At 40.6% G+C, this 24,538-nt stretch carries 20 protein-coding genes, 1 tRNA gene and 1 pseudogene; 12 read left to right on the top strand and 10 right to left on the bottom strand.

The genetic code is table 11. From position 1 onward, the window contains the following. Positions 1–214: 214 nt before the first annotated feature. The 3 genes from HMPREF1210_RS09140 (at position 215) to HMPREF1210_RS09130 (ending at position 4,890) form a co-directional block, all read left to right on the top strand. On the top strand, positions 215–1,114 hold the full coding sequence (locus HMPREF1210_RS09140) for a DMT family transporter (RefSeq protein ID WP_016428375.1): 900 nt from the start codon (positions 215–217) through the stop codon (positions 1,112–1,114). Positions 1,115–1,343: 229 nt separating this feature from the next. After that, a complete protein-coding gene (locus HMPREF1210_RS09135) occupies positions 1,344–3,086 on the top strand; it encodes an ABC transporter ATP-binding protein (RefSeq protein ID WP_016428374.1) in 1,743 nt (580 codons plus the stop codon). Beyond that, complete coding sequence (locus tag HMPREF1210_RS09130) at positions 3,067–4,890, top strand: ABC transporter ATP-binding protein (protein ID WP_016428373.1); 1,824 nt, start codon at positions 3,067–3,069, stop codon at positions 4,888–4,890. Before HMPREF1210_RS09135 ends, HMPREF1210_RS09130 begins: the two co-directional genes overlap by 20 nt. Positions 4,891–4,903: 13 nt before the next feature. Here HMPREF1210_RS09130 and HMPREF1210_RS09125 read toward each other — a convergent pair whose 3' ends face one another. Continuing rightward, a complete protein-coding gene (locus HMPREF1210_RS09125; RefSeq protein WP_016428372.1) occupies positions 4,904–5,986 on the bottom strand; it encodes an acyltransferase family protein in 1,083 nt (360 codons plus the stop codon). Positions 5,987–6,108: 122 nt separating this feature from the next. Between HMPREF1210_RS09125 and HMPREF1210_RS09120 the strand changes: the two genes are divergently transcribed. Next, a complete protein-coding gene (locus tag HMPREF1210_RS09120) occupies positions 6,109–6,981 on the top strand; it encodes a GNAT family N-acetyltransferase (RefSeq protein WP_016428371.1) in 873 nt (290 codons plus the stop codon). Between the two features lie 55 nt (positions 6,982–7,036). Here HMPREF1210_RS09120 and HMPREF1210_RS09115 read toward each other — a convergent pair whose 3' ends face one another. Together HMPREF1210_RS09115 and helD are read right to left on the bottom strand one after the other, a co-directional pair. Then, positions 7,037–8,224, bottom strand: coding sequence for a GTP-binding protein (locus tag HMPREF1210_RS09115; protein WP_016428370.1), 1,188 nt, complete (start codon positions 8,222–8,224; stop codon positions 7,037–7,039). 129 nt (positions 8,225–8,353) lie between these two features. Then, positions 8,354–10,594, bottom strand: a complete 2,241-nt coding sequence (gene helD / locus HMPREF1210_RS09110) for an RNA polymerase recycling motor HelD (RefSeq protein WP_016428369.1) — start codon at positions 10,592–10,594, stop codon at positions 8,354–8,356. Between the two features lie 385 nt (positions 10,595–10,979). Between helD and kynA the strand changes: the two genes are divergently transcribed. Both kynA and HMPREF1210_RS09100 read left to right on the top strand, forming a co-directional pair. Next, the gene (kynA, locus tag HMPREF1210_RS09105; RefSeq protein WP_016428368.1) at positions 10,980–11,840 is read left to right on the top strand and encodes a tryptophan 2,3-dioxygenase; all 861 of its coding nucleotides are present in this window, start codon (positions 10,980–10,982) and stop codon (positions 11,838–11,840) included. A 12-nt stretch (positions 11,841–11,852) separates the two neighbouring features. Next, complete coding sequence (locus HMPREF1210_RS09100; protein WP_016428367.1) at positions 11,853–12,578, top strand: glycerophosphodiester phosphodiesterase; 726 nt, start codon at positions 11,853–11,855, stop codon at positions 12,576–12,578. 76 nt (positions 12,579–12,654) lie between these two features. Here HMPREF1210_RS09100 and HMPREF1210_RS17355 read toward each other — a convergent pair whose 3' ends face one another. Together HMPREF1210_RS17355 and HMPREF1210_RS09090 are read right to left on the bottom strand one after the other, a co-directional pair. Beyond that, positions 12,655–15,684 carry a S8 family serine peptidase gene (locus HMPREF1210_RS17355; protein WP_016428366.1) on the bottom strand — a complete coding sequence of 1,010 codons (3,030 nt, stop codon included), beginning with the start codon at positions 15,682–15,684 and terminating at the stop codon, positions 12,655–12,657. 203 nt (positions 15,685–15,887) lie between these two features. Continuing rightward, positions 15,888–16,919 carry a DUF2804 domain-containing protein gene (locus HMPREF1210_RS09090; RefSeq protein WP_016428365.1) on the bottom strand — a complete coding sequence of 344 codons (1,032 nt, stop codon included), beginning with the start codon at positions 16,917–16,919 and terminating at the stop codon, positions 15,888–15,890. Positions 16,920–16,995: 76 nt separating this feature from the next. On the opposite strand from HMPREF1210_RS09090, the gene HMPREF1210_RS09085 reads away from it, so the two are divergent. Continuing rightward, a tRNA-Ala gene (locus tag HMPREF1210_RS09085) sits at positions 16,996–17,068 on the top strand. A 317-nt stretch (positions 17,069–17,385) separates the two neighbouring features. After that, a complete protein-coding gene (locus tag HMPREF1210_RS09080; RefSeq protein ID WP_016428364.1) occupies positions 17,386–17,925 on the top strand; it encodes a DUF6241 domain-containing protein in 540 nt (179 codons plus the stop codon). Between the two features lie 41 nt (positions 17,926–17,966). Here the strand turns inward: HMPREF1210_RS09080 and HMPREF1210_RS17670 are convergent, their stop codons facing one another. Continuing rightward, on the bottom strand, positions 17,967–18,146 hold the full coding sequence (locus HMPREF1210_RS17670) for an ATP-binding protein (protein WP_231391127.1): 180 nt from the start codon (positions 18,144–18,146) through the stop codon (positions 17,967–17,969). Positions 18,147–18,439: 293 nt separating this feature from the next. Here HMPREF1210_RS17670 and HMPREF1210_RS09075 point away from each other — a divergent pair, with 293 nt between their 5' ends. Next, positions 18,440–19,021 (top strand): site-2 protease family protein, encoded by a 582-nt coding sequence (locus HMPREF1210_RS09075; RefSeq protein WP_016428362.1) that lies wholly within the window; start codon positions 18,440–18,442, stop codon positions 19,019–19,021. 331 nt (positions 19,022–19,352) lie between these two features. After that, positions 19,353–19,847, top strand: a complete 495-nt coding sequence (locus HMPREF1210_RS09070; RefSeq protein WP_369758004.1) for an amidase domain-containing protein — start codon at positions 19,353–19,355, stop codon at positions 19,845–19,847. Positions 19,848–19,990: 143 nt separating this feature from the next. Here the strand turns inward: HMPREF1210_RS09070 and HMPREF1210_RS09065 are convergent, their stop codons facing one another. From HMPREF1210_RS09065 to HMPREF1210_RS09055, 3 genes and pseudogenes are all read right to left on the bottom strand, one after another. Then, the gene (locus HMPREF1210_RS09065; protein WP_016428360.1) at positions 19,991–20,848 is read right to left on the bottom strand and encodes a DegV family protein; all 858 of its coding nucleotides are present in this window, start codon (positions 20,846–20,848) and stop codon (positions 19,991–19,993) included. Between the two features lie 117 nt (positions 20,849–20,965). Continuing rightward, positions 20,966–21,535 carry a glycerol-3-phosphate acyltransferase gene (locus HMPREF1210_RS09060; protein WP_016428359.1) on the bottom strand — a complete coding sequence of 190 codons (570 nt, stop codon included), beginning with the start codon at positions 21,533–21,535 and terminating at the stop codon, positions 20,966–20,968. A 204-nt stretch (positions 21,536–21,739) separates the two neighbouring features. Beyond that, positions 21,740–21,994, bottom strand: a pseudogene (locus HMPREF1210_RS09055) (HD-GYP domain-containing protein); the annotation flags it as partial. Positions 21,995–22,059: 65 nt separating this feature from the next. Between HMPREF1210_RS09055 and HMPREF1210_RS18035 the strand changes: the two are divergent. Together HMPREF1210_RS18035 and HMPREF1210_RS09045 are read left to right on the top strand one after the other, a co-directional pair. Further along, positions 22,060–22,356, top strand: a complete 297-nt coding sequence (locus HMPREF1210_RS18035; protein WP_147640297.1) for a hypothetical protein — start codon at positions 22,060–22,062, stop codon at positions 22,354–22,356. A 29-nt stretch (positions 22,357–22,385) separates the two neighbouring features. Beyond that, entirely contained in the window at positions 22,386–22,964 is a 579-nt protein-coding gene (locus tag HMPREF1210_RS09045; protein ID WP_016428358.1) for a nitroreductase, read from the top strand. A gap of 59 nt (positions 22,965–23,023) precedes the next feature. Here HMPREF1210_RS09045 and HMPREF1210_RS09040 read toward each other — a convergent pair whose 3' ends face one another. After that, complete coding sequence (locus HMPREF1210_RS09040) at positions 23,024–24,421, bottom strand: dipeptidase (protein WP_016428357.1); 1,398 nt, start codon at positions 24,419–24,421, stop codon at positions 23,024–23,026. Positions 24,422–24,538: the final 117 nt, after the last annotated feature.

Below are 24,538 nucleotides of genomic sequence, written 5' to 3'. Positions count from 1 at the left end.
TTCGCAGGACTCCTTGTTTGTATACTAATAACTCCTATTATAGAGAAGTCTTGGCATCAAGTCATTAAAATAAATAATGTTTTATTCTGAAAAATAAAGGAAAATTCAAGGAGATTTATTGGAGGTGGAAATGAAATGTTTGCAAGTTTTTCATTGAATTCAACTTGAACAATAGTAAGATGAAAAGTAGACTTGTAGATAAAGAGGTGAGTAAATGAATCGCGCAAAAGGAATCGTCTTAATTATTACCGGAGCCATGTTATGGGGAGCGACGGGTCCATTGATGGAATGGATATTATCGAACTCAATGCTGACAGTTCCGTTTATGTTGACGATTCGGTTACTTGTTGCAGGAGTTGTTTTGCTCGCTTTTCTAAAATTAACAGGAAATCAATTAAGACCAATTTGGCGACAGCCATATTGGGTCAAGCGATTGATTATCTTCGCCATGTTCGGCATGCTAGGGGTTCAATATTCATTTGTAGCAGCAATTGAATCAAGCAATGCGGTAGTTGCGACGTTGCTTCAATTTTTAGCACCTATTTTTGTGGTTATATTTGTATCTTGGAGTATGAAGAAATGGCCACCGAAATATCAGTTGATTGGAATTGCCGGAACGTTGATCGGCTTATTCTTCTTATTGACGAATGGTTCATTCACCAAATTACTGTTAAGCCCGGAAGCGTTGGCATGGGGAGTCGCTGTCGGCCTGAGCTTTGCATTTTATACGTTATATCCCGGTTCTCTCATGAAAGAATGGGGTGTTTTGCTAGTGGTTGGTTGGTCGATGCTGATCGGCGGTCTGGTACTGGGAAGTATAAGTCGCGTGTGGCAATCCGACGAATGGGCTTTATTATTGGATTGGAAATTGTCCGTTCTTTTATTGACAGTCATCGTTATAGGCACAGTGGCTTTCATTTTATTTTTGAGCAGTATGAAATACATAAGTGCGATAGAGACCAGTATTTTATCAAGCATGGAGCCACTCACTGCTATGATTATCTCTGTTATTTGGCTGCAACAAGTGTTAGGGAAATGGCAGCTGATGGGGGCTCTCATCATGCTGATTTGTGTCACGTGGCTATCGATTGCAGGCGATCGGAACAAGAAATAAGTTTGCTAGAGTATCATCTATCCTTTTGGGGATAGGTGATTTTTTTTTTTGCCCTTGGCCGAGTGTCAATTCGGGGTGATTCCAACTAAGCAATCGCTCACCCAAAACTCGTATCCAACAGAGAACATTTCATCACAATGAATGATACCTTTTACTCATTCATTGTGGCATAATAGTGAACAATCAGATAATTAATTCGTTTAACGAAGAAGTTTCAGGGGGGCATCTAGTGAAAACCGTATTTTCTTATGTCAGACCATATAAATGGCCAATTGCCATTGCGCTTTTCCTCATGCTAATCGAGCTTTCTGTCGAACTTGTACAGCCACTCATTATAGCCAAAATAATAGATGATGGCATTATGCAAGGAGATCAGTCAGTTATTTGGACGTGGGGAGGAGTCATGATGCTCATGGCTTTCGTCGCTTTCTTGTCTGGCGCGACAAACTCTTTCTTTGCATCGCATGCATCACAAAGTTTTGCTTTTGATGTCCGCAGTGCTTTATTCAAGCAAGTACAGCAGTTTACAGTTGCCACGTTTACGAAGTTCCCGACTGCCGGCTTAATCACGAGGCTTACAAGTGATGTCACCATGGTGCAAAACGTACTCTTTATGAGTTTGCGCATTATGTTGCGGGCGCCTTTACTCGTACTCGGCAGTGTCATTATGGCGTTTATCGTCAATGCCTACCTCGCGATGTTCCTTGTAATCGGGGCACCATTCCTACTGATTTTTCTCTATATTATGGTGAAAAAAGGGGTCAGTTTTTTTGCACTTGTGCAAGTTCGACTCGACCGTGTGAACCGTGTCCTACAGGAAAACCTCCAGGCAGTACGGTTGGTTAAAGCATATTTGCGCGGTACGTTCGAGTCTTCTCGTTTTGAAAAAGTGTCGAACCTCCTCAAAATGGATACAGTGAAGGCGCTTCGCATTATGGAAATCATTCTTCCACTTCTTCTACTCGTCATGAACATCAGTTTGCTGGCAGTTCTTTGGTTTGGTGCTCTTGAAATCCAATCGAACAATGCCCAAATTGGCGAGTTGGTCGCAATCGTCAACTACGCAATGCGTATGACGGGGGCTTTCTCGATGTTCGCCTTTATTATCATGGCATTTGCCCGTGCGAAAGCTTCTGCAGAACGCATGGAAGAAGTGTTACTGGTCAATGAAGGGCTGGAACGCGATGAAGAAACAGGTAAAATGCATGAAGCCCTTGAAGGTGAAATCAGTTTCAACAACGTGACGTTCAGCTACCCGAATTCTTCTGAACTAGTGCTGAACAATATTACATTTGATGTGAAATCTGGCGAGAAATTGGCCATCATGGGAGCTACCGGTGCCGGTAAATCAACTTTGATGCAACTCATCCCGCGCTTTTTTGAAGTAACCTCGGGTTCCATTACAGTTGACGGGAAAGACGTTAACAAATGGCCGTTGGATCAATTACGACAAGCCATAGGGCTCGTTCCCCAGCAGTCACTGTTGTTTACGGGAAGTATTTATCAAAACTTGGCATGGGGCAAAGTCGAAGCATCAACAAAAGAATTGCAACAAGCTGCCAAGCAAGCGCAAATTCATTCTTCTGTTGAACAGTTCGCGAAAGGCTATGATACACGTGTTGGTCAAAAAGGTGTAAATTTGTCTGGCGGTCAAAAACAAAGACTGTCCATCGCACGCGCGTTGGTCCGAAAGCCAGAAATTCTTCTGTTGGATGACAGCACCAGTGCGCTAGATGTGAAAACTGAAGCATTGCTATGGGAGGCATTGGATAAAGAAGAAGCAACCATGCTCGTCATTACGCAAAAAATCCGAACTGCAAAAGGCGCAGACCGTGTCCTTTTACTCGACAATGGACGGATTGCTGCTTATGGCTCTCATCAGGAACTGATAGAAACGTCCGAATTATACCGTCAAATTGCGGAGTCGCAACAAGAACAGGAGGTGGAAGCAAATGCGACAGATGTTAACTAAACCATTTGGCTACGAGCCGGTTCTGACGAAAGAAGATATTACCCCTGTCAAAAAGAAAAAAGGAGAACGGGCAGGGGACTGGCAAGGTGTATTGAAGCGAATTTGGCACCTCGTGGATGAACAACGTGCACTATTGATTACGGTTTTGTTGCTAGTCGTTGTCAGTTCCACTCTAGCTTTAGTTGGGCCTTATCTACTTGGGAAAATTATCGATGAGTATATCGTGCCGGGTCAATTTGCAGGTATGCAAAACATGATGATGTGGTTGATAGGTATTTATTTCTTCCTCTCGGTGTCGATGTTTTTCCAAAACTATTGGATGATCGGCGTTGCGCAGCAAACCATTTATCGGATGCGAACGAATCTCTTCTCCCATTTTCAAAAGTTGCCTGTATCTTTCTTTGATAAACGTCAGCATGGGGAACTCATGAGCCGTGTGACGAACGACATTGAAAACGTCAGTGCCACTTTAAATAGTTCATTTATTCAAGTGTTCTCGAGTATTTTAACGCTAACCGGAACCGTCATTGTCATGCTGACGTTAAGTCCTTTACTGACATTGCTGACCATGACAATCATTCCGGTCATGTTTTTCTCCATGAGATGGATTACAAGACGAACAGGGATACTATTCAAACAGCAACAACAGGCGGTTGGGGATTTGAACGGCATGATTGAAGAAACAATCTCGGGTCAGCGAATCGTCAAAGCTTTCTCACAAGAGGAACGCGTCACTGATGAGTTCATTGTAAAAAGTGAACGCCTACGCCATACCGGATTTTGGGCGTTGACTTATTCAGGTTTCATCCCGAAAGTAATGAACATGTTGAACAATGCCAGCTTTGCCATCGTTGCAGGTGTTGGCGGTTTGCTTGCCCTGAACGGTCACGTATCGATTGGTACTATCGTAATTTTTTCTGAATATGCTCGTCAGTTTACCCGCCCCTTGAATGACCTGGCGAATCAATTTAATACCGTCCTTTCTGCAATTGCCGGAGCGGAGCGGGTATTCGCCATTATTGATGAACCGATTGAAAAAGATGAAGCCACGACTCAATTAGATACTGTGTTAAAAGGAAAAGTCGAGTTCGATCGTGTCTCCTTTAAATATGAACAAACAGATGCTGAACATACGATTCGAAATGTCAGTTTTATCCTGAATCCTGGAGAAACAGCCGCATTGGTCGGTGCAACCGGTGCAGGAAAAACGACCATCATGCAGCTACTGGCCCGTTTTTACGAAACGAATGATGGTCAAATACGGATTGATGATATCCCGATTGACCAATTGGCTCGCCAAACATTGCGCAGTCAAATTGCATTTGTCTTGCAAGATCCATTTTTATTCGAGGCTACAGTAAAAGACAACATCCGTTACGGCCGATTGAATGCAACGGATGAAGAATTGATAGAAGCCGCCAAACAAGCAAATGCACACGACTTCATCATTAAGTTACCAGAAGGATACAACACGGTCCTGACCGCAGATGGAGGGGAAATCAGTCAAGGCCAGAAACAATTGCTGTCAATTGCACGCGCTCTGGTAGCGGATCCCGTCATTTTGCTGTTGGATGAAGCAACTAGCAGCATCGATACAGTGACCGAAATGAAAATCCAGGAAGCACTCGAAAGATTGATGAAAGACCGGACGAGTTTTGTTATCGCTCATCGATTGAATACCGTCAGAAAGGCAGACGTTGTCTATGTAATGGATCAAGGACAACTCGTCGAATCTGGAAGTCAACAAGAGCTCGTGAATCAAAAAGGGCTGTATTACAACATGTTGACGGAATCGCATATATAAAAAAGCTGAGCCTCTAGTATTGAGGCTCAGCTTCTTTTAATTTCACTGGTTTAGCAACTTTGCGTTTTTTCGGCGAAAAACCGCCTAGGAACAATCTACCGTAAGGGACCAGTTTTTGAATGAGTATTGATGCAACAATCGGTACCAACAATCCAAATGCCGTGAATCCAATAATTCCGTAATTGAAGTAATCATTCAATACGATATCTGTGAAAATGTGGAGATACATAATGGCAATTGAGTGCTTTTCAATTTGTTGCAGCCACTTCAATGACATGTGGGAAGCAACCCATTGAAATACTCCGACAATAACCAGAGTCATGGAAATCGGAATGACTAAATCCAACACCACATGTTCATAGCGCAGGAACTTCATACTCAAGTGATAATCCATTACGCCGAACCAATCGAGCGAAATGGCGGACACCGTTCCGATAAGCCCTGTAATCAACCAAGGCTTCGTAACATTCATCCAAATATTCTTCATATAATATCCAAGTGCAAAATAGACAACCGCCATTAGTGCTACGTCGATATTCCAAATCATAGGAATGGTTTGAGAGGCTTTATCAGGCGCACCACCAATTACTTGCATCGCAAACAAACTTTCCATATGAGCGATTAAGTAGAAGACAGTTAAAATCACAATCTGTTTCGTACGATTGAAGTATTTTGTCATCCATAAGAAGAACAAATACGTAAAGAACAACGTTGTGACAAACCAGAAAACTCCGTAAGCACCACGAGCAAATCGTCCTCCAATTACAAGTGTCCAAATATCATTCAAATACCATGATAAATCCATGTTTCCTGAACCGATTTCCATTCCATAGCGAATGACTGTAATCGTTACAAGGAAAAACAAATATGGTACGATTAATTGCATAAAACGTTTATGAATGGCTTGTTTTGAAAGCCCTTTTTCCAGAACAGGTTTAAAAAACATCCCGCTTAAAATAAAGAAGGCAGGCATGTGGAACCAATATATATACTTCCCCAGAGGGAAATCAAGTTGACCTGGGTAATGGCCGATTACGACAAGAATCATTAAAAATCCTTTTGTAACGTCCACCCAGGATAATCGTTTCTTATCCATGATTTAACTCCTCCATAAATTCACACTTTCGCTATTATATAACCGATTGTGAGAGGAAATAAACAGTTGTTACCATAATGAAACACGTTAGTCACAACAATGAAAGAAAGGTGGAAATACTTGTGGACATTGCCATATTGACAGTTTCGTTCCCTTTAGATGTAGAAACATCGAGTGAAATACAGGGACTCCTGCGTGCAAGTGAAGAAATAGAAGGCACCAATTACGACCAAGTCTTAAATATTCCCGTCATGACGGATCCAGTAACTAAAGGCTTTGCAGTGCTTGCATATGCAGAAGACGATGTGGTCGGAGTTGTTTCGGCCATTGATATGATTGGCATTCACTCCTATGAATGGAGTGGACTGGTCCACCCGGAATATCGCAGACAAGGGCTCGGGCAGGCGTTGATAAAAGAATTGCAACATAATTTGGAAGTACGAGGCGCTGAAGGTGAGCTTGCATTGAATATGAAAGAATCCCAAGCCGGTGCAACTTTTCTGCAACACTCAGGCTATGAGTGGAACTTCACTGAAGCGACATTGAAAGCAGACGTGAATTCAGTAGCAGAAAGTCCTGCGGTGGATGTCGTACCATTAACGGATGAAACTCAGGAACTTACACGTATTTTAATGAATGCATTTGGTGATACAGAAGACGAAGTACAAACACTGCTGGATTACAATGCATCCAATCCTTCACGACATGTTTTTGTAGCGAAGCAACAGGGGCAAGTCGTCGGTACTTTAACACTTGTGGAAGATAGAAAAACTCTTTGGGTAACTGCATTGGCTACAGATTCCGAAAGACAAGGTCAAGGCATTGGTTCCGCATTGTTGGCCTTTTCACAAGTAGAAGGAAAGCGAAGAAATTGTGAATCCGTTAAGCTCGATGTGGAAATTGACAACGACAAAGCATTATCGGTTTATAAAAAAGCAGGTTTTAAACCAGTATTGCAAGTTGATTATTACGTGAAAAACCCCATTGCAAATTAAGTTGCAGTGGGGTTTTTCGGTTTTTAGTAACATTATTTTGAATAGAGTCCCTGCATTAATTAGCAGCCACAAAAGGTGGTAATGGGTCTGCAAATGTGGACCAATCACTAGTCATTTCTTCATCTGTCAGCAAACAGGAATCCAGCTGTGCTTCAATAATCTCGCGGTCCATATCGAGACCAATCCAAACCATTTCCGTTTGTCGATCTCCATGTTTTTCGTCCCATCTTGAAGCAACAGATTCATCATCTTGCATGATCATTCTTTGTTCAGCTCTTGGAAGGGAAGCAATCCAATATCCAGCCCCTTGGAATTGGAGGGAATTGCCTGCTTGTGACAGTAATCCAGCCATTTTATTACGTGTGGCGAGCCAGAAAAATCCTTTAGAGCGGACAATTTCCTGTGGGAATGCACTTAACCAAGCATGCCATCTTTCGGGGTGGAAAGGACGTTTTCGTTTGTAAACAAATGAAGTGATTCCGTATTCTTCAGTCTCTGGTACATGCTCTTCATTTAACTCCTTAATCCATCCTGCTGATTGACTGGCTTGCTCGAAGTCAAATAATCGTTGATCCAAAAGCATTGAAGGGTGAACATCACCTTTTTTAATTGGGATTAAAATGGCGTCGGGATTCATTTTCTTCAGGAACGATTGGAACCCAAGTACATATTCTTCAGTCACCAAGTCAGTTTTACTGATCAAAATAATATTGGCAAATTCAATTTGGTCAATCAATAAATCGGATACGTCACGGACATCGTGTTCATCATCCGTTTGTTTGCGTTCAAACAAAGAGTCGCCGCTTTCGTAATCACTCCAGAAACGGAAGGCATCCACCACTGTAACCATGGCATCTAAGCGACAATACAGAGAAAGATCAATTCCCACTTCTTCATCGATATATGTAAAAGTCTGTGCAACTGGAATCGGCTCTGAAATACCTGTCGATTCAATTACGATGTAATCGATATCACCTTGTTTCGCCAATTTTTCCACTTCAATCATTAAGTCTTCACGCAGGGTACAGCAAATACAGCCATTCGTCAGTTCTACCAATTTTTCTTCCGTACGTGAAAAACCTCCGTCCTGAATCAGTTGAGAATCAATATTAATCTCGCTCATATCATTGACAATTACCGCGATTTTCTTTCCCTCTTTATTAGCAAGTAAATGATTCAATACAGTTGTCTTGCCCGCGCCAAGATACCCACTTAACACGGTAACCGGAATTTGAGTTTGCATATGTTCGCTCCTTCATGGTTTAATGTAAATAGTAATGATTACGATTTAAACGATACATGGAATTGTCGAATGATGCAAGGGGAAAAGAAAAAACGTTTCTCTTGGGTAAGAGAAACGTCAGAATAGATTTCACGATTTAGTTGATGTAGCGGGCAATAAAAAATGTTCCCGATTTGGTCCGACTAAATGTAGCTCATGCATCGGACGGGTCATCGCGACATACAAAAGCTTGCGGTCGATTGCATGTTCGCGGAACGGGTTGTTAAACGCCACAACAATAACTGCATCGAACTCAAGACCTTTTGCTAGATGGCTCGGGACAATGAGTAGCTTTTCCTGGTGTATATCCGAATGATCACTCAGCAACTGAATCTCAAGGAAATCATCAAGGTGCTTCGCAACAGCTTTTGCCTCTGTCGTCGTTTTGCAGATAAGAGCAATCGAACGATGACCACGACTTCGGACTTCGTCCATTAAAGTGACAATCCGATTGCCATCAATCATCTTCATCTCGTGGAACTGCGGATCGATGCCATGACGGACGACGGGTTCCACCAATGGTAAGTCTTCGTCCATCTGCATCAAAATACTATTTGCCATTTCCATGATTTCAATTGTCGTTCGATAGCTTTTTTGCAAAGTCGTGTAAGTGGCACGTGGGAATAATTCAATAATCGGCTCCCAGGAAGTGAGGGCCCGGTAACTATGAATGCCTTGAGCCAAATCTCCAACCATTGTAAACATATCCGTCTCCAAGCCTTCTTTGAGGGCGGCCAGTTGAAATACGCTGTAATCCTGGACCTCATCAATGAAGACGACACGCATTTTCCACTTGTCCGAAATGCCTTTAATCTTGGCGTGCATGTAATAAAGAGGTGCCAAGTCTTCTATTTCCCATGACTCCATAGAATGGCTTCGCAGAAACGAGTCTTTCTGTTCCGCTGTCCAAAGTGTGGCATGTTCGTTTATTAACTTTCCATTTGTGACAAACTCACGATACATATTTTTGATGTTGGCTTTTTTAAAACGTTTCATGTAAACATTGGCCGTGGTCTTGGATTCTTTTTCGATTAATGGAATTCGGCGATCGCGCTCATCGATGAATTTCGTCACTTCCGCTTTGCGTTTTGCATCATCACGAACGACCAACGCTTTATCAAGGGCATCTTCGTATTTCTTGTTTAATACATTCAGGATTTCTTTTTTCTTTTGTCGCACATGCGATTGCAAGATCGTCTTGATTCGTTCCAACCGTTTTTCTAGTGGCATATAGGCAAAATCGGACAAGAATAAGTTTCTTAATTTCGAACCACGCATAATGCAGTATTTCTCAATATATATATCTTCGAACTGGTTGGCTATCAATTTTTCATATTCATATAGAAAGGCGTCTACTAACAGTGTATAGGAAAGAGAGCCTTTCATCTGAGATATCCAAAGCATCATTTCATCAGGGTTTTCTTGTTCAGTTAATGCTGAAAGCTTCAAATTCACATCTTTAAGTTTCACTTTTATACCCGTGGCGTTCAAGACATATTCAGAGTAGGTTGTCTGGCATATTTGACCTACACCGAGCTCAGGTAATACATCTGCTATGTAGTCCATAAACAGTTTTGATGGGGCTAAAATCATTAACTTTTCGGCTGGGAAATGTTCGCCCATCGTATAGAGGAAATAGGAAATTCGATGTAATGCAATGGTCGTTTTTCCACTGCCTGCCGCGCCTTGCACAATAATGGGTTGTTTTAAATGAGCACGAATAATTTCATTTTGTTCAGCTTGAATGGTCGACACAATTTCAGTCAAGCGAACATCTGCTTTACCTGAAAGTGCTTCTTGCAAAAGCTCATCATTGGTCGTTAAATCGATGTCGCGTACGGACTGCAATTCGCCTTTTTCAATGGTGTATTGGCGTTTTGAAAATAGGTGACCGGTAAAAGTGTCTTCCCGTACATCGTATTCGATATTCCCGAGTCGCCCATCGTAATACACATTCGCCACTGGTGAACGCCAGTCTACAATAATCGGTTCCTGCGTTTCCCTATGGAATAAAGAAGTTTTTCCGATGTACAGCATTTCGCTGTCTTCGCCGTCTTTTTGGAAATGAATGCGTGCGAAATAAGGTTTTTGCTGAATGGCTTCCAGTCCTTCTTTTTGAGAGCGGGCCATTTCGAAAAACCGTGCGTTAGTTAAAATGTTCATGTAGCTTAAACTGGAATCCAAATAATCTAAATCAGCCATTGCGTGACGAATATTTTCCTGTGCTGATTTCACATCACGTTTCGATTCGTCGAGTAACTGTTGCATATAGTGTTTAGTGTAGGTCAGGCGCTCTTGCTCTTGATCAAAATCAGGATGTTTCTGTGTCATACAGTCCTCCGATATGAAGATTTTGCGTCCTGCGAATATGAAATGTCTAGCTCCAAGCGCCCGCTCACACCTAAGCTTGGGCCCACAGGATGTGGGTCATGAAGGCGTTGCGGCACGATGTCGCGAGTTTAGTCTTCCTTCCTAAACCTCAGGAGAAATCAGGCTTTGCAACGGTTCTTCCCGCGCCGATGACGAGCTAAAAAGGCGCATTGCGCTTATCCGAAGATGTTGGGGTTTGAAAACAGAATAGAATTGTATCATAGTTTGGTATTTCCATGCAATAAGAATTTTCAAAAAATTCAAGTAGTCTGTTAAAGTAGTAAATCTCATGTCATAATACAATTAGATGAGTTGAGTGAAAGTAGAGCCATAAGGGGATTTTAATATGGAAAAGAAACCAATGGACAACGGTCAAAACCGCGCAGCACTTGGAGAAGCGGGACTACATACAGATTTTAAAGAAAACATGACGTACGGGGAGTACCTTCATCTCGATAAATTACTGACAGCGCAAGACGGTTTAACCGATCACCACGATGAACCTTTATTTATTATGATTCATCAAGTTTCAGAGTTATGGATGAAGCTGATTTTGCATGAATTACGTGCCGCCATTAAAAATATTGAAAATGATGATTTGCAACCAGCGTTCAAACAATTAGCGCGCGTATCGAAGATTCAGACGCAAATCATACAAGGTTGGGATGTACTGTCCACTTTGACACCTGCGGAATACATGGAGTTTCGTTCGTCACTTGGCAATGCAAGTGGTTTCCAGTCGTATCAATATCGTATGATTGAGTTTGCACTCGGCTATAAAACGAAGCATGTACTGAAAATCTATGAAAAAGATGAAGCATTGCTGAACACGTTGACAGATGCATTCCATCAACCAGGTTTATACGATGCGGCGATCAGAAAGCTGTCTCGTGCAGGTCTTCCTATTGATGAAGAAATTCTTCAGCGAGATGTATCGACTCCTTATGAGCCAAACGACAGTGTATTGGAAGCATGGAAGACCGTCTACCGGGATGTCGATCAATACTGGGAACTCTATCAATTAGCGGAGAAGCTCGTGGATATCGAAGACTGGCTGCAACAGTGGCGTTTCCGACATATGAAAACAGTCGAACGAATCATTGGCTTTAAGATGGGGACAGGTGGTTCTTCAGGTGTGAATTACTTAAAAAAAGTGCTGGACCAATATTTCTTCCCGGAACTATGGACTTTACGTACAGAAATTTAAGGAGGTCGTCACATGAAGATTTATGCACATCGCGGTGCATCAGGCACGTTTCCTGAAAATACACTCGCTGCATTTGAAGAAGCTGCCCGACTTGATATTCATGGAGTAGAATTCGATGTCCATCTAACAAAAGATGGAGAGCTAGTCGTAATTCATGACGAAACAATTGACCGTACGTCCAATGGTGTAGGTTATGTAAAAGACTTAACGTTAGCGGAACTGCGTGCTTTTGACTACGGTATCTGGTTCGGAAGTGAATTTGCAGGACAGAAGATACCTACTCTAGAAGAAGTATTAGCAGTTTTCCAACAAACAACACATCACATCAATATCGAACTGAAATCAGATATATTTCCATATGAAGGCATGGGGGAGAAAGTGTTGCACGTGATTGAAAAGATGGGAATGGCGGAAAGGGTCGTCATCTCATCGTTTAATCACGAAACAGTTCAGGATTTCAAGAAACTAGCTCCTCATATTGAAGTAGCCATATTAACTATGGAAGTACTGGTGGATGCATATGACTACGCACGTTTCATTCCAGCGGACGCACTGCATATATTCCTTCCGACAGCCATGCGTAAAATGGCGAAAGAGGCATTAGTAAAAGGAGCGATTCTTCGCGTCTACACCGTGAATGATGTTGAGAATGCGATTGCTTTGCGGAAAATTGGTATACATGCAATTTTTACTGATTATCCAGAGAAAATGTTACTAGCGGTCGTTAAAGGCTCTTGAAAAAGGGTTTTAGCGATAAGAATAAAAGGGAATCTCCAGTGATATGGAGATTCCCTTTCGCATTTGTGCAAATAGTCTAGTATGCTTCTTCAATCGTAAAGAAATATTGATTGCCTAAAGAGTCTGTATATAGCAACCCGTAAGTGTTCACAGAGGCAACAGGGAACTTGGTATAGACTAAATTATTGATGCCATTTTTTAAGTTATATTCTTTTTCGTCGATTAAGTCGTTGTAGGAATCCCATACAAATAATTCAACTTTTACAGGTGCCTTTACAACAAGTGTCAATTTTAGATGCGTGTAGTAGGTAGAATAATTATCTGATGAAGAAAAAGTGTACTTGTGATCCACCAGCCAAATCGGCAGGTCATCATTTGTAATTTTCCCCAATACTGTTTGTTCGTTGCCTGAAGTATTGATGACTTTTATTTTATATATTAATTCATCTGAATAGACCAGATCACCATTGTCATCATAACCATCCCATATAAAATGATTAATTCCTTTGTCAGTTTTCTTGTCGCTAATAATAGTCCGTATCTTGGCATTGCCTTCATAAATTTCTATTGTGACATTTGCTTGCTGAGATAATTTATAGAAGATTTCTGCTGTATCATCATCAATAAACTGAACAACAGTAGGATATTGAATTTCAATTTGCGTTAAAGCAATATTCATAATTCCTTTGTATGTCTGGGATAAGTTATATGCATCCACAATTGAAATTTTATAAGAGTACTGTCCGTCTGGAAGTATTGTTCCAGACTGGTCTTTTCCATCCCAAACGAATGATTGATTTCCTTGGGATTTGGGAACATTCTGCTCAATCGTGCTTACCAAATTATCATTCTTGAATAGTTGAATGGTGACGATGCCGGGCTTGCTTAGTTTATAAGAAAAAGTTTGTTTTCCGTCACTTGTAAAAAAGTAATTTGCATCGCCTTCAATAACGGGCTGATTCCAATCCTGAAAGGCGAAAGTAGTGGATTTCAAAGAAGCTTTATTTCCAGCACTGTCAAGAAGCTCGAATAATAAGTGGTAGTTTCCTTCAGCTACAAACTCTGAATTTTCATTTTTTCCATCCCAATTTAATGAATATGCTCCTTTTTTAATGGATTTCTCAGTATCAATTTTTCTGACTTTAACTCCATTATCATTTGCAATATAAGTGGTTAAAAATACGGTTTCACTCACATCGATTTTGCCCATATTCAGCAAAGACCCATTTAACTTCATCAGTTCCGAAGACAAAGCTATTTTTGCTGTTGGAATTATTGTGTCCACGGTGATGCTGAACTTGCGAGAGGTGCCTTTTATTTTGTTGGCATCAACCAGTGACATCTCAAGGCTGTAAACTCCATCTTTTACTCGGTTACCTTCGCTGTCTTTCCCATCCCACTGAACAGTCCTTTGACCTCTTGAAACAGAGGAATTGTTTAAGATGGACTTAATGATCTTATTATTTTTATCTTTAATAAAGGCAGTAACTTTAGCATTCTTATTCAATTCGTAGGGAACAGTTAATTTTCCAGTAACAGTTGGGGAATAGTTGACTGATCCAGATAAATTAATAGATGGAACTATTTTATCAATTACTTTCAAAGTAGCAGATAAATGAAGGTTTTCTCCATTGCCGCTCACTGCAGCTATTATTTTATAAGTACCGGTGGAAGCATACATGCCATTATCCATTCTTCCATCCCATGATGCCGAAAACTTGCCCCCGGACCAATCCTTATAGGAAACGATTTTTTTGATGGTGGTGCCTTTCGAGTTCTGAAGATACAACGAGATTTTTGAACCTTTAACACCTTCAAATGAAAAAGCAGTCTTATTTGATCCATTCATCGTAAATTTTGTAGAGGATAATTTGAGATTTGATATGGCTGAAGTAGTGAATTGAAGTGCCCGATATGCATCAACGCGACCATATCCATAAAAATCGTCCCAGCCTCTATGGTATAAATCGACTGAAGACTTAGTAAGGATTTTTTCTAGCTGATCAGAGGTTAACAAAGGATTTTTAGAAAGAACCAAAGCAGCAACTCCTGAAACAACGGGAGCCGCCATAGACGTCCCGTCCATTGCTCCATATTTACTTCCGGAAAGAGAAGAAAAAATACCTTCGCCAGGGGCTGCTAAATCAATATAACTTCCATAATTTGAGAAATCGGTAATTTCGTCATTCGAATCAGTGGCGCTAACCCCAATAACGCCATCAAGTGCAGCGGGATAACTCAATTCGTAACTTCTTTCATTACCTGCAGCCGCAATAATCAATACATCTTTTGCTTTTGCATATTGTGTGGCGTAATCCATTGCGTAGGTATAGCTCCCACCTAGACTCAAATTGATGATGTCAGCATGGTGGTCAGCAGCATAAATAATGGCTTCACCAACATCATAGCTACTCGCGGAATCCCCTGTAAAAACATTGATTGGCATGATTTTAATATTCGGGGCGACTCCGGCACCTCCCGAATTATTGAAGGATGCCGCTATAATGCCTGCAACATGTGTTGCATGGTCTCCAGAATAAAAGGAGGTTCCTCCGGTTACTGCATTATAAGGAGAGACAAATTTTCCTTTTAAATCAGGATGATTTGTTTGAACACCTTCATCAATTACAGCAACAATAACTCCAGATCTTCCTTTTGTTTGATCCCAAGCACTGGAGGCATGAATTTTCTTTAAATGCCATTGTTTTGAATACGATGGATCCTTTGGTCTAAACGTATTTTCCAATTGATAGTTTGGTTCAACAAATTCGACTTGTTTATGTTTCAATAATTCCTTCGCCACTGCGGATAAATCAGAGCTCTTTGGTGTTGAAACCAGGGCGAACTTTCCATTTACTTGTATCGAAAGTTCTTTTGCATTTACAGAGTCCAGAATTTGTTTCCTTTCGCTCCCTGTAGGTGAAGCTTTGAAGGTTACAATTAATTGATTACTATAAAAGTCCTTGGAATCATCAAATAATGCCTCAATGTTGAATTTAGAAATTTTCGGTTCTACTTTTATTTCTTCAGCTCCGGCAAATTGTGCAGGCAGCCAAAAGAATATGTACGCAAATAAGAAAATCTTTAATTGTTTCTTAATATTCATCCTCCTTTAGATGAATTATTTTATGCTTAAGGACATGAGCCAATGTGGCATCAAAGTGAAAAGAAATGTTTTTAATAACAAAAATAAAAAAAGCACCATCAGCGAGAATTTCCTAGATAGGAAATTCTTGCTGATGGTGCAAAGCATATATTTTTTTCTTGTACCATTATTGAGGAACAGAAGTGTGCTCTCCACTTTACTAATTACCACTTAGCTTTGTGTTCATCGATACTTCCTAGCAATTGTGTGATAGGTAGGCGAGAGCCATCGTCCAAATAAACGAAGCCGTGATAGTAACCGACTAATTGATGGATTTCTGATGTGACGAGACGAGCGTTTATCTTCGCTTCACGTTTGAAAAATGGGGTAAACGTCAAATCGACATCACGTGAAAATTTCGACCGGATATGCCAAGGTTTCATATAATCGGTATCATCATAAGAAAAAATGACATCTTCCGAGATTTTTGACATGTGACCATCGACAAATACTGCGTTTTCCGTCATACCTGTTCCATCGGTCCATTTTCCGCCTAAGTTAAGGCCGATGCGCTGTTTGCCAACACGTTGAGAGGCCATCGCCCAGTTCCACGAAGCTTTTCTTGACCAAACGCCGCGACCATAATCCAGCACGGCATAGCTATCTTCAGGATTAAATGAATAACGCTTGTCCCCAATTTTCACAAAACCGCGCGTCGGTAGAGTATGATGCTTGGCCGTATATTGAAAGAGTTGACGATTCCACGGAATGACGACATTCAAAGTATCGTCATTTTCAGGATGCTCAATATGTAAATCCGCATGGAGCAAATCACCATCAAAGTCGGGAATGGTAACCGTCATATGCGTTTCATTTTGCATATGGAACAACTGAACACTCATTTCATTATTTGAAAATTTCACAGTTTCAAGTACTTGATTCGGCATTTGTACACGTTGACCCAATGGAATCGTAATAGTCTTCTCAAAAAAGCGTTGAGTTTCATAATCAAGGAAATATACACAACAAACCGCTGCGTAATCCAAATGGCGAATGCTTGCTGAAAATAAAATATCTTCACCATACACACACCAGTAATTCCATTTTTTCTTGCGCATAAAATGTCCGGATAAATTACTATCGATTAACGGTTTTCGGGAAAAACCTATTGCTGCAGGGTTCAAATTTCCTTTCGAATCGCATAATGCAATGGGCGTAATAATTTCACGCTCTGCATGTTGTTGCACTTTTTGCATTTCGCCACCCTCTCGCCTCTTGTATCAACTAACTATCATGCTATATACTAATTATTGTACCAAATATTTTGATAAAGGGGTATTAGCTCAGCTGGGAGAGCGTCACGCTGGCAGTGTGAAGGTCGTCGGTTCGAACCCGATATACTCCATCTATAAAAACCACTCATATCAATGGATTGAGTGGTTTTTGTTTTGTTAAAATAACAACATATTGAAATTATTGTGGGGCTGTATTATTGATTTTGTAATCATAATAAGCTGTATTTTTATTGAAATGGTAAAAAAATTAATATATGGACTTACTTAATCGAATCAGATTTAGTAAGTCTTTTTTGTTGTTCATTTCAGAACTGTAGCTATTATACGTAATTATCTGAAAAATCCCTTTATGATGTAAGTTTCTTACAGTAAAATGTAGATATTACCTTTTTGAAATTTTTTATTCAGTGGCTCAATGGAGGGGAATATGAAGGAAACTAGCGGACCATTTAAATTGACCAAAATCCAAAAAGTATTGTTAATACTCACTTTTTTATCTGTAGTAGGAATTATCCTGTACGCTATTTATGGACAAGAAGTACCTATCATAAAAAAAGACGGAACCATTACGGTAAAAACGACTGAAGATGGCGGGAAAATTATTGAAGTTAAAGAAGTGAGAGATATGCCAGTGGAAGAAGAATTTCCGATGGATATGTCTGACTTTCAAGTCGGTCAAGTGATTCATCAAATGAGTCATCAGAAAATCGAGGCTGAAGAAAAGTGGGGGTTCCTCCCTCTAACCGCTGAAAGAGTGGCAAGGTTAAAAGAAGTTGTAGAAAATGGTGATTATCAAAATAAAAGCCGTTATATAAGTATTCTTAATCGATGGGCGGAAAATGATTTCACACAAATAGATAAAGATCACAATACGATTTGGACTATGCAGGGAGGGACTGTCGGCAGGGCTACGGGAATTCTCAGTTATGAAGAAGAAAAACAATTTATTGAAAAATATTACGAATAAAAAAGGCACTCACTTTCGTGAATGCCTTTTCTAAGTGGATGTTAACTGGAAATCGGCAATGATAAAGTGACTTGGGTACCAGCACCAACTTTACTTTCAATGGTTACTTTTCCATGATGATGTTCAATGACTTTGTAGGTTAGCATTAAGCCAAGTCCGAACCCTTTTTCATTGTTGGCATAAAAAGGCTTGCCTAACGGCTGACACCGAGCTTCTGAAATTCCATGGCCAAAACAATCACTTTCAATTCAATCCGATATTTAATAGCTGAATACGATATCATTTTAAGCCTAAGAAAAAGGGTTTATTATATGTGATGGGAAAATAAGAGGATTATTTTGTTAAAAACGGACGTATATAGAAAAGGGTTAGTGAAATCCAGTGAGTGAAATGGTACATTAGTGTAACAGTGAAAGATGGATGATGTGCCTATTCATTCACTGTAAAAAGAATGAAATGAAAGCGGGCGGACAACATAGAGTTTTTTGCATTTTCATTAGAAGAGATCCCATTTGTGCTCATTACATTGATAATTGCTTTTACATTGCATGAATTTATGCATGCTTGGATGGCTTCAGTATTTGGAGACGATACGGCAAAAAGACAGGGAAGGGTAACTCTTAATCCACTAAAACACCTGGATATCGCTGGTACACTTTTGATTTTTATAGCGGGGTTTGGTTGGGCAAAACCTGTTCCAGTTAATGCTGCTTATTTCGCAACGAGACGTATACAATCCATCATTGTTAGTTTGGTTGGCCCTTTCAGTAACTTTGTCCTGGCGTTTATTGGGTTTAGCATTTTTTACTTTTCTCCTCAAAATCAAACAATGGATGAATTTCTAAATGTTTTTGTCATGTTGAATGTAGTGTTAGGCGTATTTAATCTGTTACCACTACCACCATTGGACGGGTATCGAATCATTTCCAGTTTATTTCCTGCTAAAATTCAAGAGAAACTTGTGCCCTTAGAAGCTTACGGCTCCATTTTGTTTTTAATTGTGGTTCTGACACCGATTGGGGATAGTACACTGTTTCCATTCATCGGAAACAGTATAGATATGGTAATGAATTTGTTCTATTCTATTTATGAATGATAATCGGAAGGCCACTCTCGTAATATAAGAGTGGTTTTTTGTTACTTCAGAAAAGCTTCTAATGGGGTAAAACTAAGGGGAGAGGGGAATGAAAATAAGCGCATATAGACTGCCGCTCATCGTCACATAACTAACGGGAATACCTTACAGAATGATAAATGGAATGGCAAAAATAGCGAGTGCGAGTCTGAATCCATTGCGAAGAATGATGGATAGTCACAGTCTTCCATGTCCAATCGACACGATGCTACCAAATACGATTCTTCTCAACTATATTCCTCTCCAATCTTCTATTTCTTTCGTTTTATACATACTCTCTCCGTAAGGAGGGATTTCTATATACAACCGTCAAGCAGCAGTGGATTATGCAAATACATGGTGGAACTCCAATAATCCAGCTTATCCTGTATTTGATGTCGATTGCACGAATTACATTTCACAGTGCTTGCGTGCAGGAGGAGCGCCAATGCGTGGCTATCCAAACCGTAATAAAGGGTGGTGGATTAGAGGAGGCACGTGGAGCTTCAGCTGGAGTACCTCACATGCACTCCGATGGTATTTGGAAACATCCAGAACCGGTTTACAGGCAGTAAAAGTAGCAAGCGCATGGGAGTTGAAACTTGGAGATGTAATCAGTTACGATTTCCAGGGTGACGGCAGATTTGATCACACGACCATCGTGACGGGCTTCAATGAAAACGGTGAGCCACTTGTCAATGCACATACGGTTTTCGCACGCCAAAGGAATTGGCGCTATACAACGTCACCGGCTTATTCAGATGATACGAGGTATATTTTCTTTCATATTAAAGATTCGTTCACATGAAAAAACCCTTGGATTTTCCAAGGGTTTTTCTACTCTTTTACATTTTGCTATATCTAGCTACAAGCACCAATCTGCTCCTACGGTTACTTGTAGCAAAGGAACCCTTGCTTCCAGCGCCTGAGACAGACTAAAATTTCGCTTTTCTATTCAGCTGGTACGTGCCATAATATAGCGATTGTGCCTTCACCAGCATGAACTGCCAGGACCGAACTGATGGCACCTACGCGAACTTCCAAGCCGGGTACTTTCTCATGAATCAGGTTTTTCAATGCTTCCGCTTGCTCCGCAACATTGCCATGCATCAAGTCAATCGAACGTACGTTATCCTGTTCATAAGCGGCAACGGCTTTATCGACTAAGTAGTTGAGCGCTTTCTTTTGGGAACGAACTTTATCAAACGCTTTCAATTCACCTTCTGCAGTAATTTGGATGATCGGTTTTACTTGCAATAAGCTTCCCAAGAAAAATTGAACGCCATTCATGCGTCCGCCTTTATATAGTTGGTTCAAGTTTCCTATTAAAATATAATTGCGCAAGTTTTTCACTTCGTTACGAAGTTGTGCTGCAATTTCTTCCAGTTTCATTCCACGTTCTTGCAAAACGATTCCGCGTTCTACAAGTTTGGTAATGCCTGTAGAAAGAGCAAGAGAGTCAACGCATTCCATATGGACTTCTGCAATTTCTGCACCTGTTTTGGATGAAGATATCGTTCCGCTCAATTTCGCTGATACATGCACAGCCAGAATAGCTTCATAGTTTTCACTAATTTGTTCATAGAGTTTGGCAAATTCACCTGCAGCTGGTTGTGAAGTCTTTGGGAATTCTTCTGCATTCCGAATACGATCATAAAGTTCATCCGAAGTTAAATCAATTCCATCTGCATATTGTTCCTGTCCAAAATGGATGGCTAATGGTACAACATGTACATCGGGGTGGGCAGCAAGTGTATCGCTGATATAAGCGGTACTATCCACAACCCATGCAATTGGTTTTTTTGACATCTAGTAAACACCCTATCTTTAATTAAAAATTTCGACTATTTATTACTATAACATGAAAAGTATTTTCTCGCGATGGTGTATGGTTTAAACAGAAATAAAGCTATTCATTTCATAATGTTACGAGCGTTTCCATTTTTGTTCATCCAAAGATTGTTTGATGTCAAAGCGATGTCGATACATTATGAGAAGTATGGCAAGTACGATTGGCCATGCGTTTTGAAGTTCATTTAAATAGATTACTGATCCAATATACGCAAAATAAGCTATAATCATGCTCAGTGTTGCACTTCGAATGATCGTAAACACCAGTAAAAAGACAATAATGAACGTCAATGCAAATAATAGATTGAATGTCAGGCCAATTCCGACGAAAGTGGCAATGCCTTTTCCGCCTCTACCTTTCAACCAAAAAGGAAAGATATGTCCGCATATGACCAACAGACCACCCATTGCCACTGCCCATTCGGCAAAGCCGAAATAGTTTCCTGCAAAGATTACCAGTACACCTTTCAATGCATCACCTAAAAAAGTGAGCAGAAATGCGAAATTGCCAATCACGGCTCCTGCATTGCGCGCTCCTAAATTACCGCTTCTGTAGTGGCGTAAATCGGTTTTATACAATTTCCCTACCCACCAGGCGGTCAGAATATTGCCCACTAAATAGCTGGCCAAGAAATAAATGATCATGCGAACACCCCGAAAATGCTTTCTTTCTATTATGAAGGAAAAGCAGGGTTTGGGAAATAACAATTAAAATAGGGAGGACCAATAAAGATTGTGATTTTGTTCCAAAACCGTGCACCTTCATATTTTCCCCAAACAAAAAAGCCTACGACTTGTCGCAGGCCTCAAATTCGCGTTCTTCATGAAATGGAACAGTCTTGCTCATCGTCAGTCTCCTTCACTTTCTCCGGCATATTTAGCACGAATATCCAAGAATGTATCGACGTTTTGGAAAAACAAATCAACCAATTTCGGATCGAAATGTTTCCCGCGTTGTTCCATTATATAATTTAATATTTTAGCAATGGGCCATGCTCGTTTGTAAACCCGTTCACTTGATAAGGCATCGAAGACATCAGCGATCGCCGTGATTCTTCCGTAAATATGAATCTCGTTTTCTTTCAATCCGTTCGGATACCCACTTCCATCCCATTTTTATCTGGAATGACAACTCGGTCTATCCCATGTGCTACAATAGTCTGTAGTTGATGATTTTTAAAATTGTGGAGCCAAACCGTGCAACGATCTGTTCCTTTATTGGTTCATTCTGTCGTTTTATAATGTCTGTAACTGCTGTTGCACACTTAGGAGTTGGTTTGTTGCTAATGGGTGCAATCACTCTACTGTTCTTAAGTCATTTATTTTTGGACAGTCGTTTATTTGTTGCATGGTGGGTTAAACAAATCATGAGAACAGAAGGCCAGGAAGCCAAATGGCTCAGCATTATGGTCGATCAGATTTTCCACGTAATTATTTTAGGTGATATCGCACACTTTTGGTTTTAACTATTTGGTGAAAAGGGGAACTTACACACATGAATGAACAATCTTTATCAGTACGCGAAGCAATACTTCAACGTCGCTCGGTCAAAAATTTCAACGGACAACCTGTGGAACGCGAAACATTAATGACAGTTTTGGATGAAGCTAAATGGGCACCAAATCACGGAAATCGTGAGCCTTGGAGATTGGTTGTCGCTTGTGGGAAAGAATTGAATGAACTACATACAGTGTTGCGAGAGTTTGGCGTAACAAAATGGAAAGATCTTTCTGAAGACGAGTTAACGAAACAAATGAAGAAATTCACTACCCCAGGGGCATATGCATTTGTCATTGTTAATGAAGACGTCCGTCAAAAAGAACGGTTGGAAGACTATGCAGCTACAAGTTGTTATATCCAAAATGCTCAACTGCTTGCTTGGGATTTGGGAATCGGTTCATGTTGGAAAACTCCGCCATTCATTGATGCTCCAAAATTCCGTGAAGCACTAGGGGTTAAACAAGGTGAGCGCATCATCAGCATGTTGCAGTTTGGATATTTCGATGAAATGCCAAAAGCAAGACCACGCAAAGATGTTGAGGAATTCGTTACATTTTTCGGTTCAAACGACTAAAAACTAAAAAAATCCCGGTTCTTCGCAGTGATTGCGAGAACCGGGATTTTCTTATGGTCTTATTTCTTCAAATCTTGTGCAGTGAATTGTGCAATTTCATGATAGTAATCGCCAATTACTCGTAGACCTTGATCGAAATTTTCCAAATGGAAATGCTCATTTGGTGCATGGAAATTTTCAGAAGCAAGTCCGAAGCCCATAAGAACGACTGGTAATCCTAGAATTTCATCAAAAGCAGCGACAATCGGAATTGAGCCTCCACCACGGACATAAGCAGTTGGCACATTATATACTTTTTCGTATGAACGGCCAGCTGCTTGAATCGCCGGATGGTCGAAAGGTGTGATAAATGGTTTTCCTTTATCAAACTCCGTAACTTCAACTGTTACCCCAACTGGTTTATGCTTTTCAATATGTGCCGTTAATTTCTCAACGATTTCATCAGGATCTTGATCGGGAACCAAACGACATGTAATTTTGGCTCCTGCTTCTGCAGGAAGTACCGTCTTAATCCCTTCACCAGAGAATCCACCGAAAACGCCATTGATTTCCAAAGTAGGTCGCACCCACGTACGTTCTAAATGTGTAAATCCTTTTTCACCAAATAAGGCATCCACACCAAGTTCTTCTTTTAAAGCTTCTTCATTAAAGTCCAGTTCTGCATAGGCAGCACGTTCCTCATCTGTTATTGCGCGAACGTTATCATAGAAGCCCTCTACTAGAATCGTTCCTTCTGCATCACGGAAAGAATCCAGCACTTCGACCAGTGCGTGAATTGCATTTTGTACGCCGCCCCCGTATAGACCGGAATGAAGGTCACTTTTCGCACCTTTCACTTCAATCTGAACACCTGTTAAGCCGCGCAAGCCGTAACAAACAGCTGGTTTACCTGGTCCTTGCATACCTGTGTCTGAAATGACAATAATATCAGCCGCAAGTTTTTCAGTATTTGCCAAGACATATTCAGGTAAATTCGGGCTACCGATTTCTTCTTCACCTTCGATACAGAATTTCACATTCACAGGAAGAGTACCTTCAGTTTGCATCAATGCTTCCACGGCTTTAACATGCATGTATACTTGTCCTTTATCATCACTTGCGCCGCGTGCAAAAAGTTTATTGTCACGAACTTGAGGATTGAAAGGTTCGGATTCCCACAAGTTCAAAGGGTCAACTGGTTGTACGTCATAATGTCCATAAATCAAAAGAGTCGGCTTCCCCTCTGCATGCAGCCAATCTGCATATACAACAGGATGACCCTTGGTTTCATCGATTGAAACATTTTCCAGACCTACTGATTTCATTGATTCAGCTAACCATTCTGCAGCAGTTTTCATGTCATCTTTGTGATCAGATAATGCACTAATACTTGGAATGCGCAGAAACTGTTTTAATTCGTCTAAATGCTCTTCACGCTTCGTTTCAAAATATGTGTTCAATGATTGTAAATGACTCAATGGGAATCCCTCTTTTCACAAAATTTCGAGAATGGAAATAGTATATCATATTCTATTGATAGTTATATATATTGGAAATGAGACATGGGATTTCGGAATATGCTATGATAAGGCTAC

Source organism: Paenisporosarcina sp. HGH0030 (assembly GCF_000411295.1).
Classification (GTDB): Bacteria; Bacillota; Bacilli; order Bacillales_A; family Planococcaceae; genus Paenisporosarcina.
Note: the sequence above shows the minus strand (reverse complement) of the source record. Positions and strands in the feature narration are given on the sequence as shown.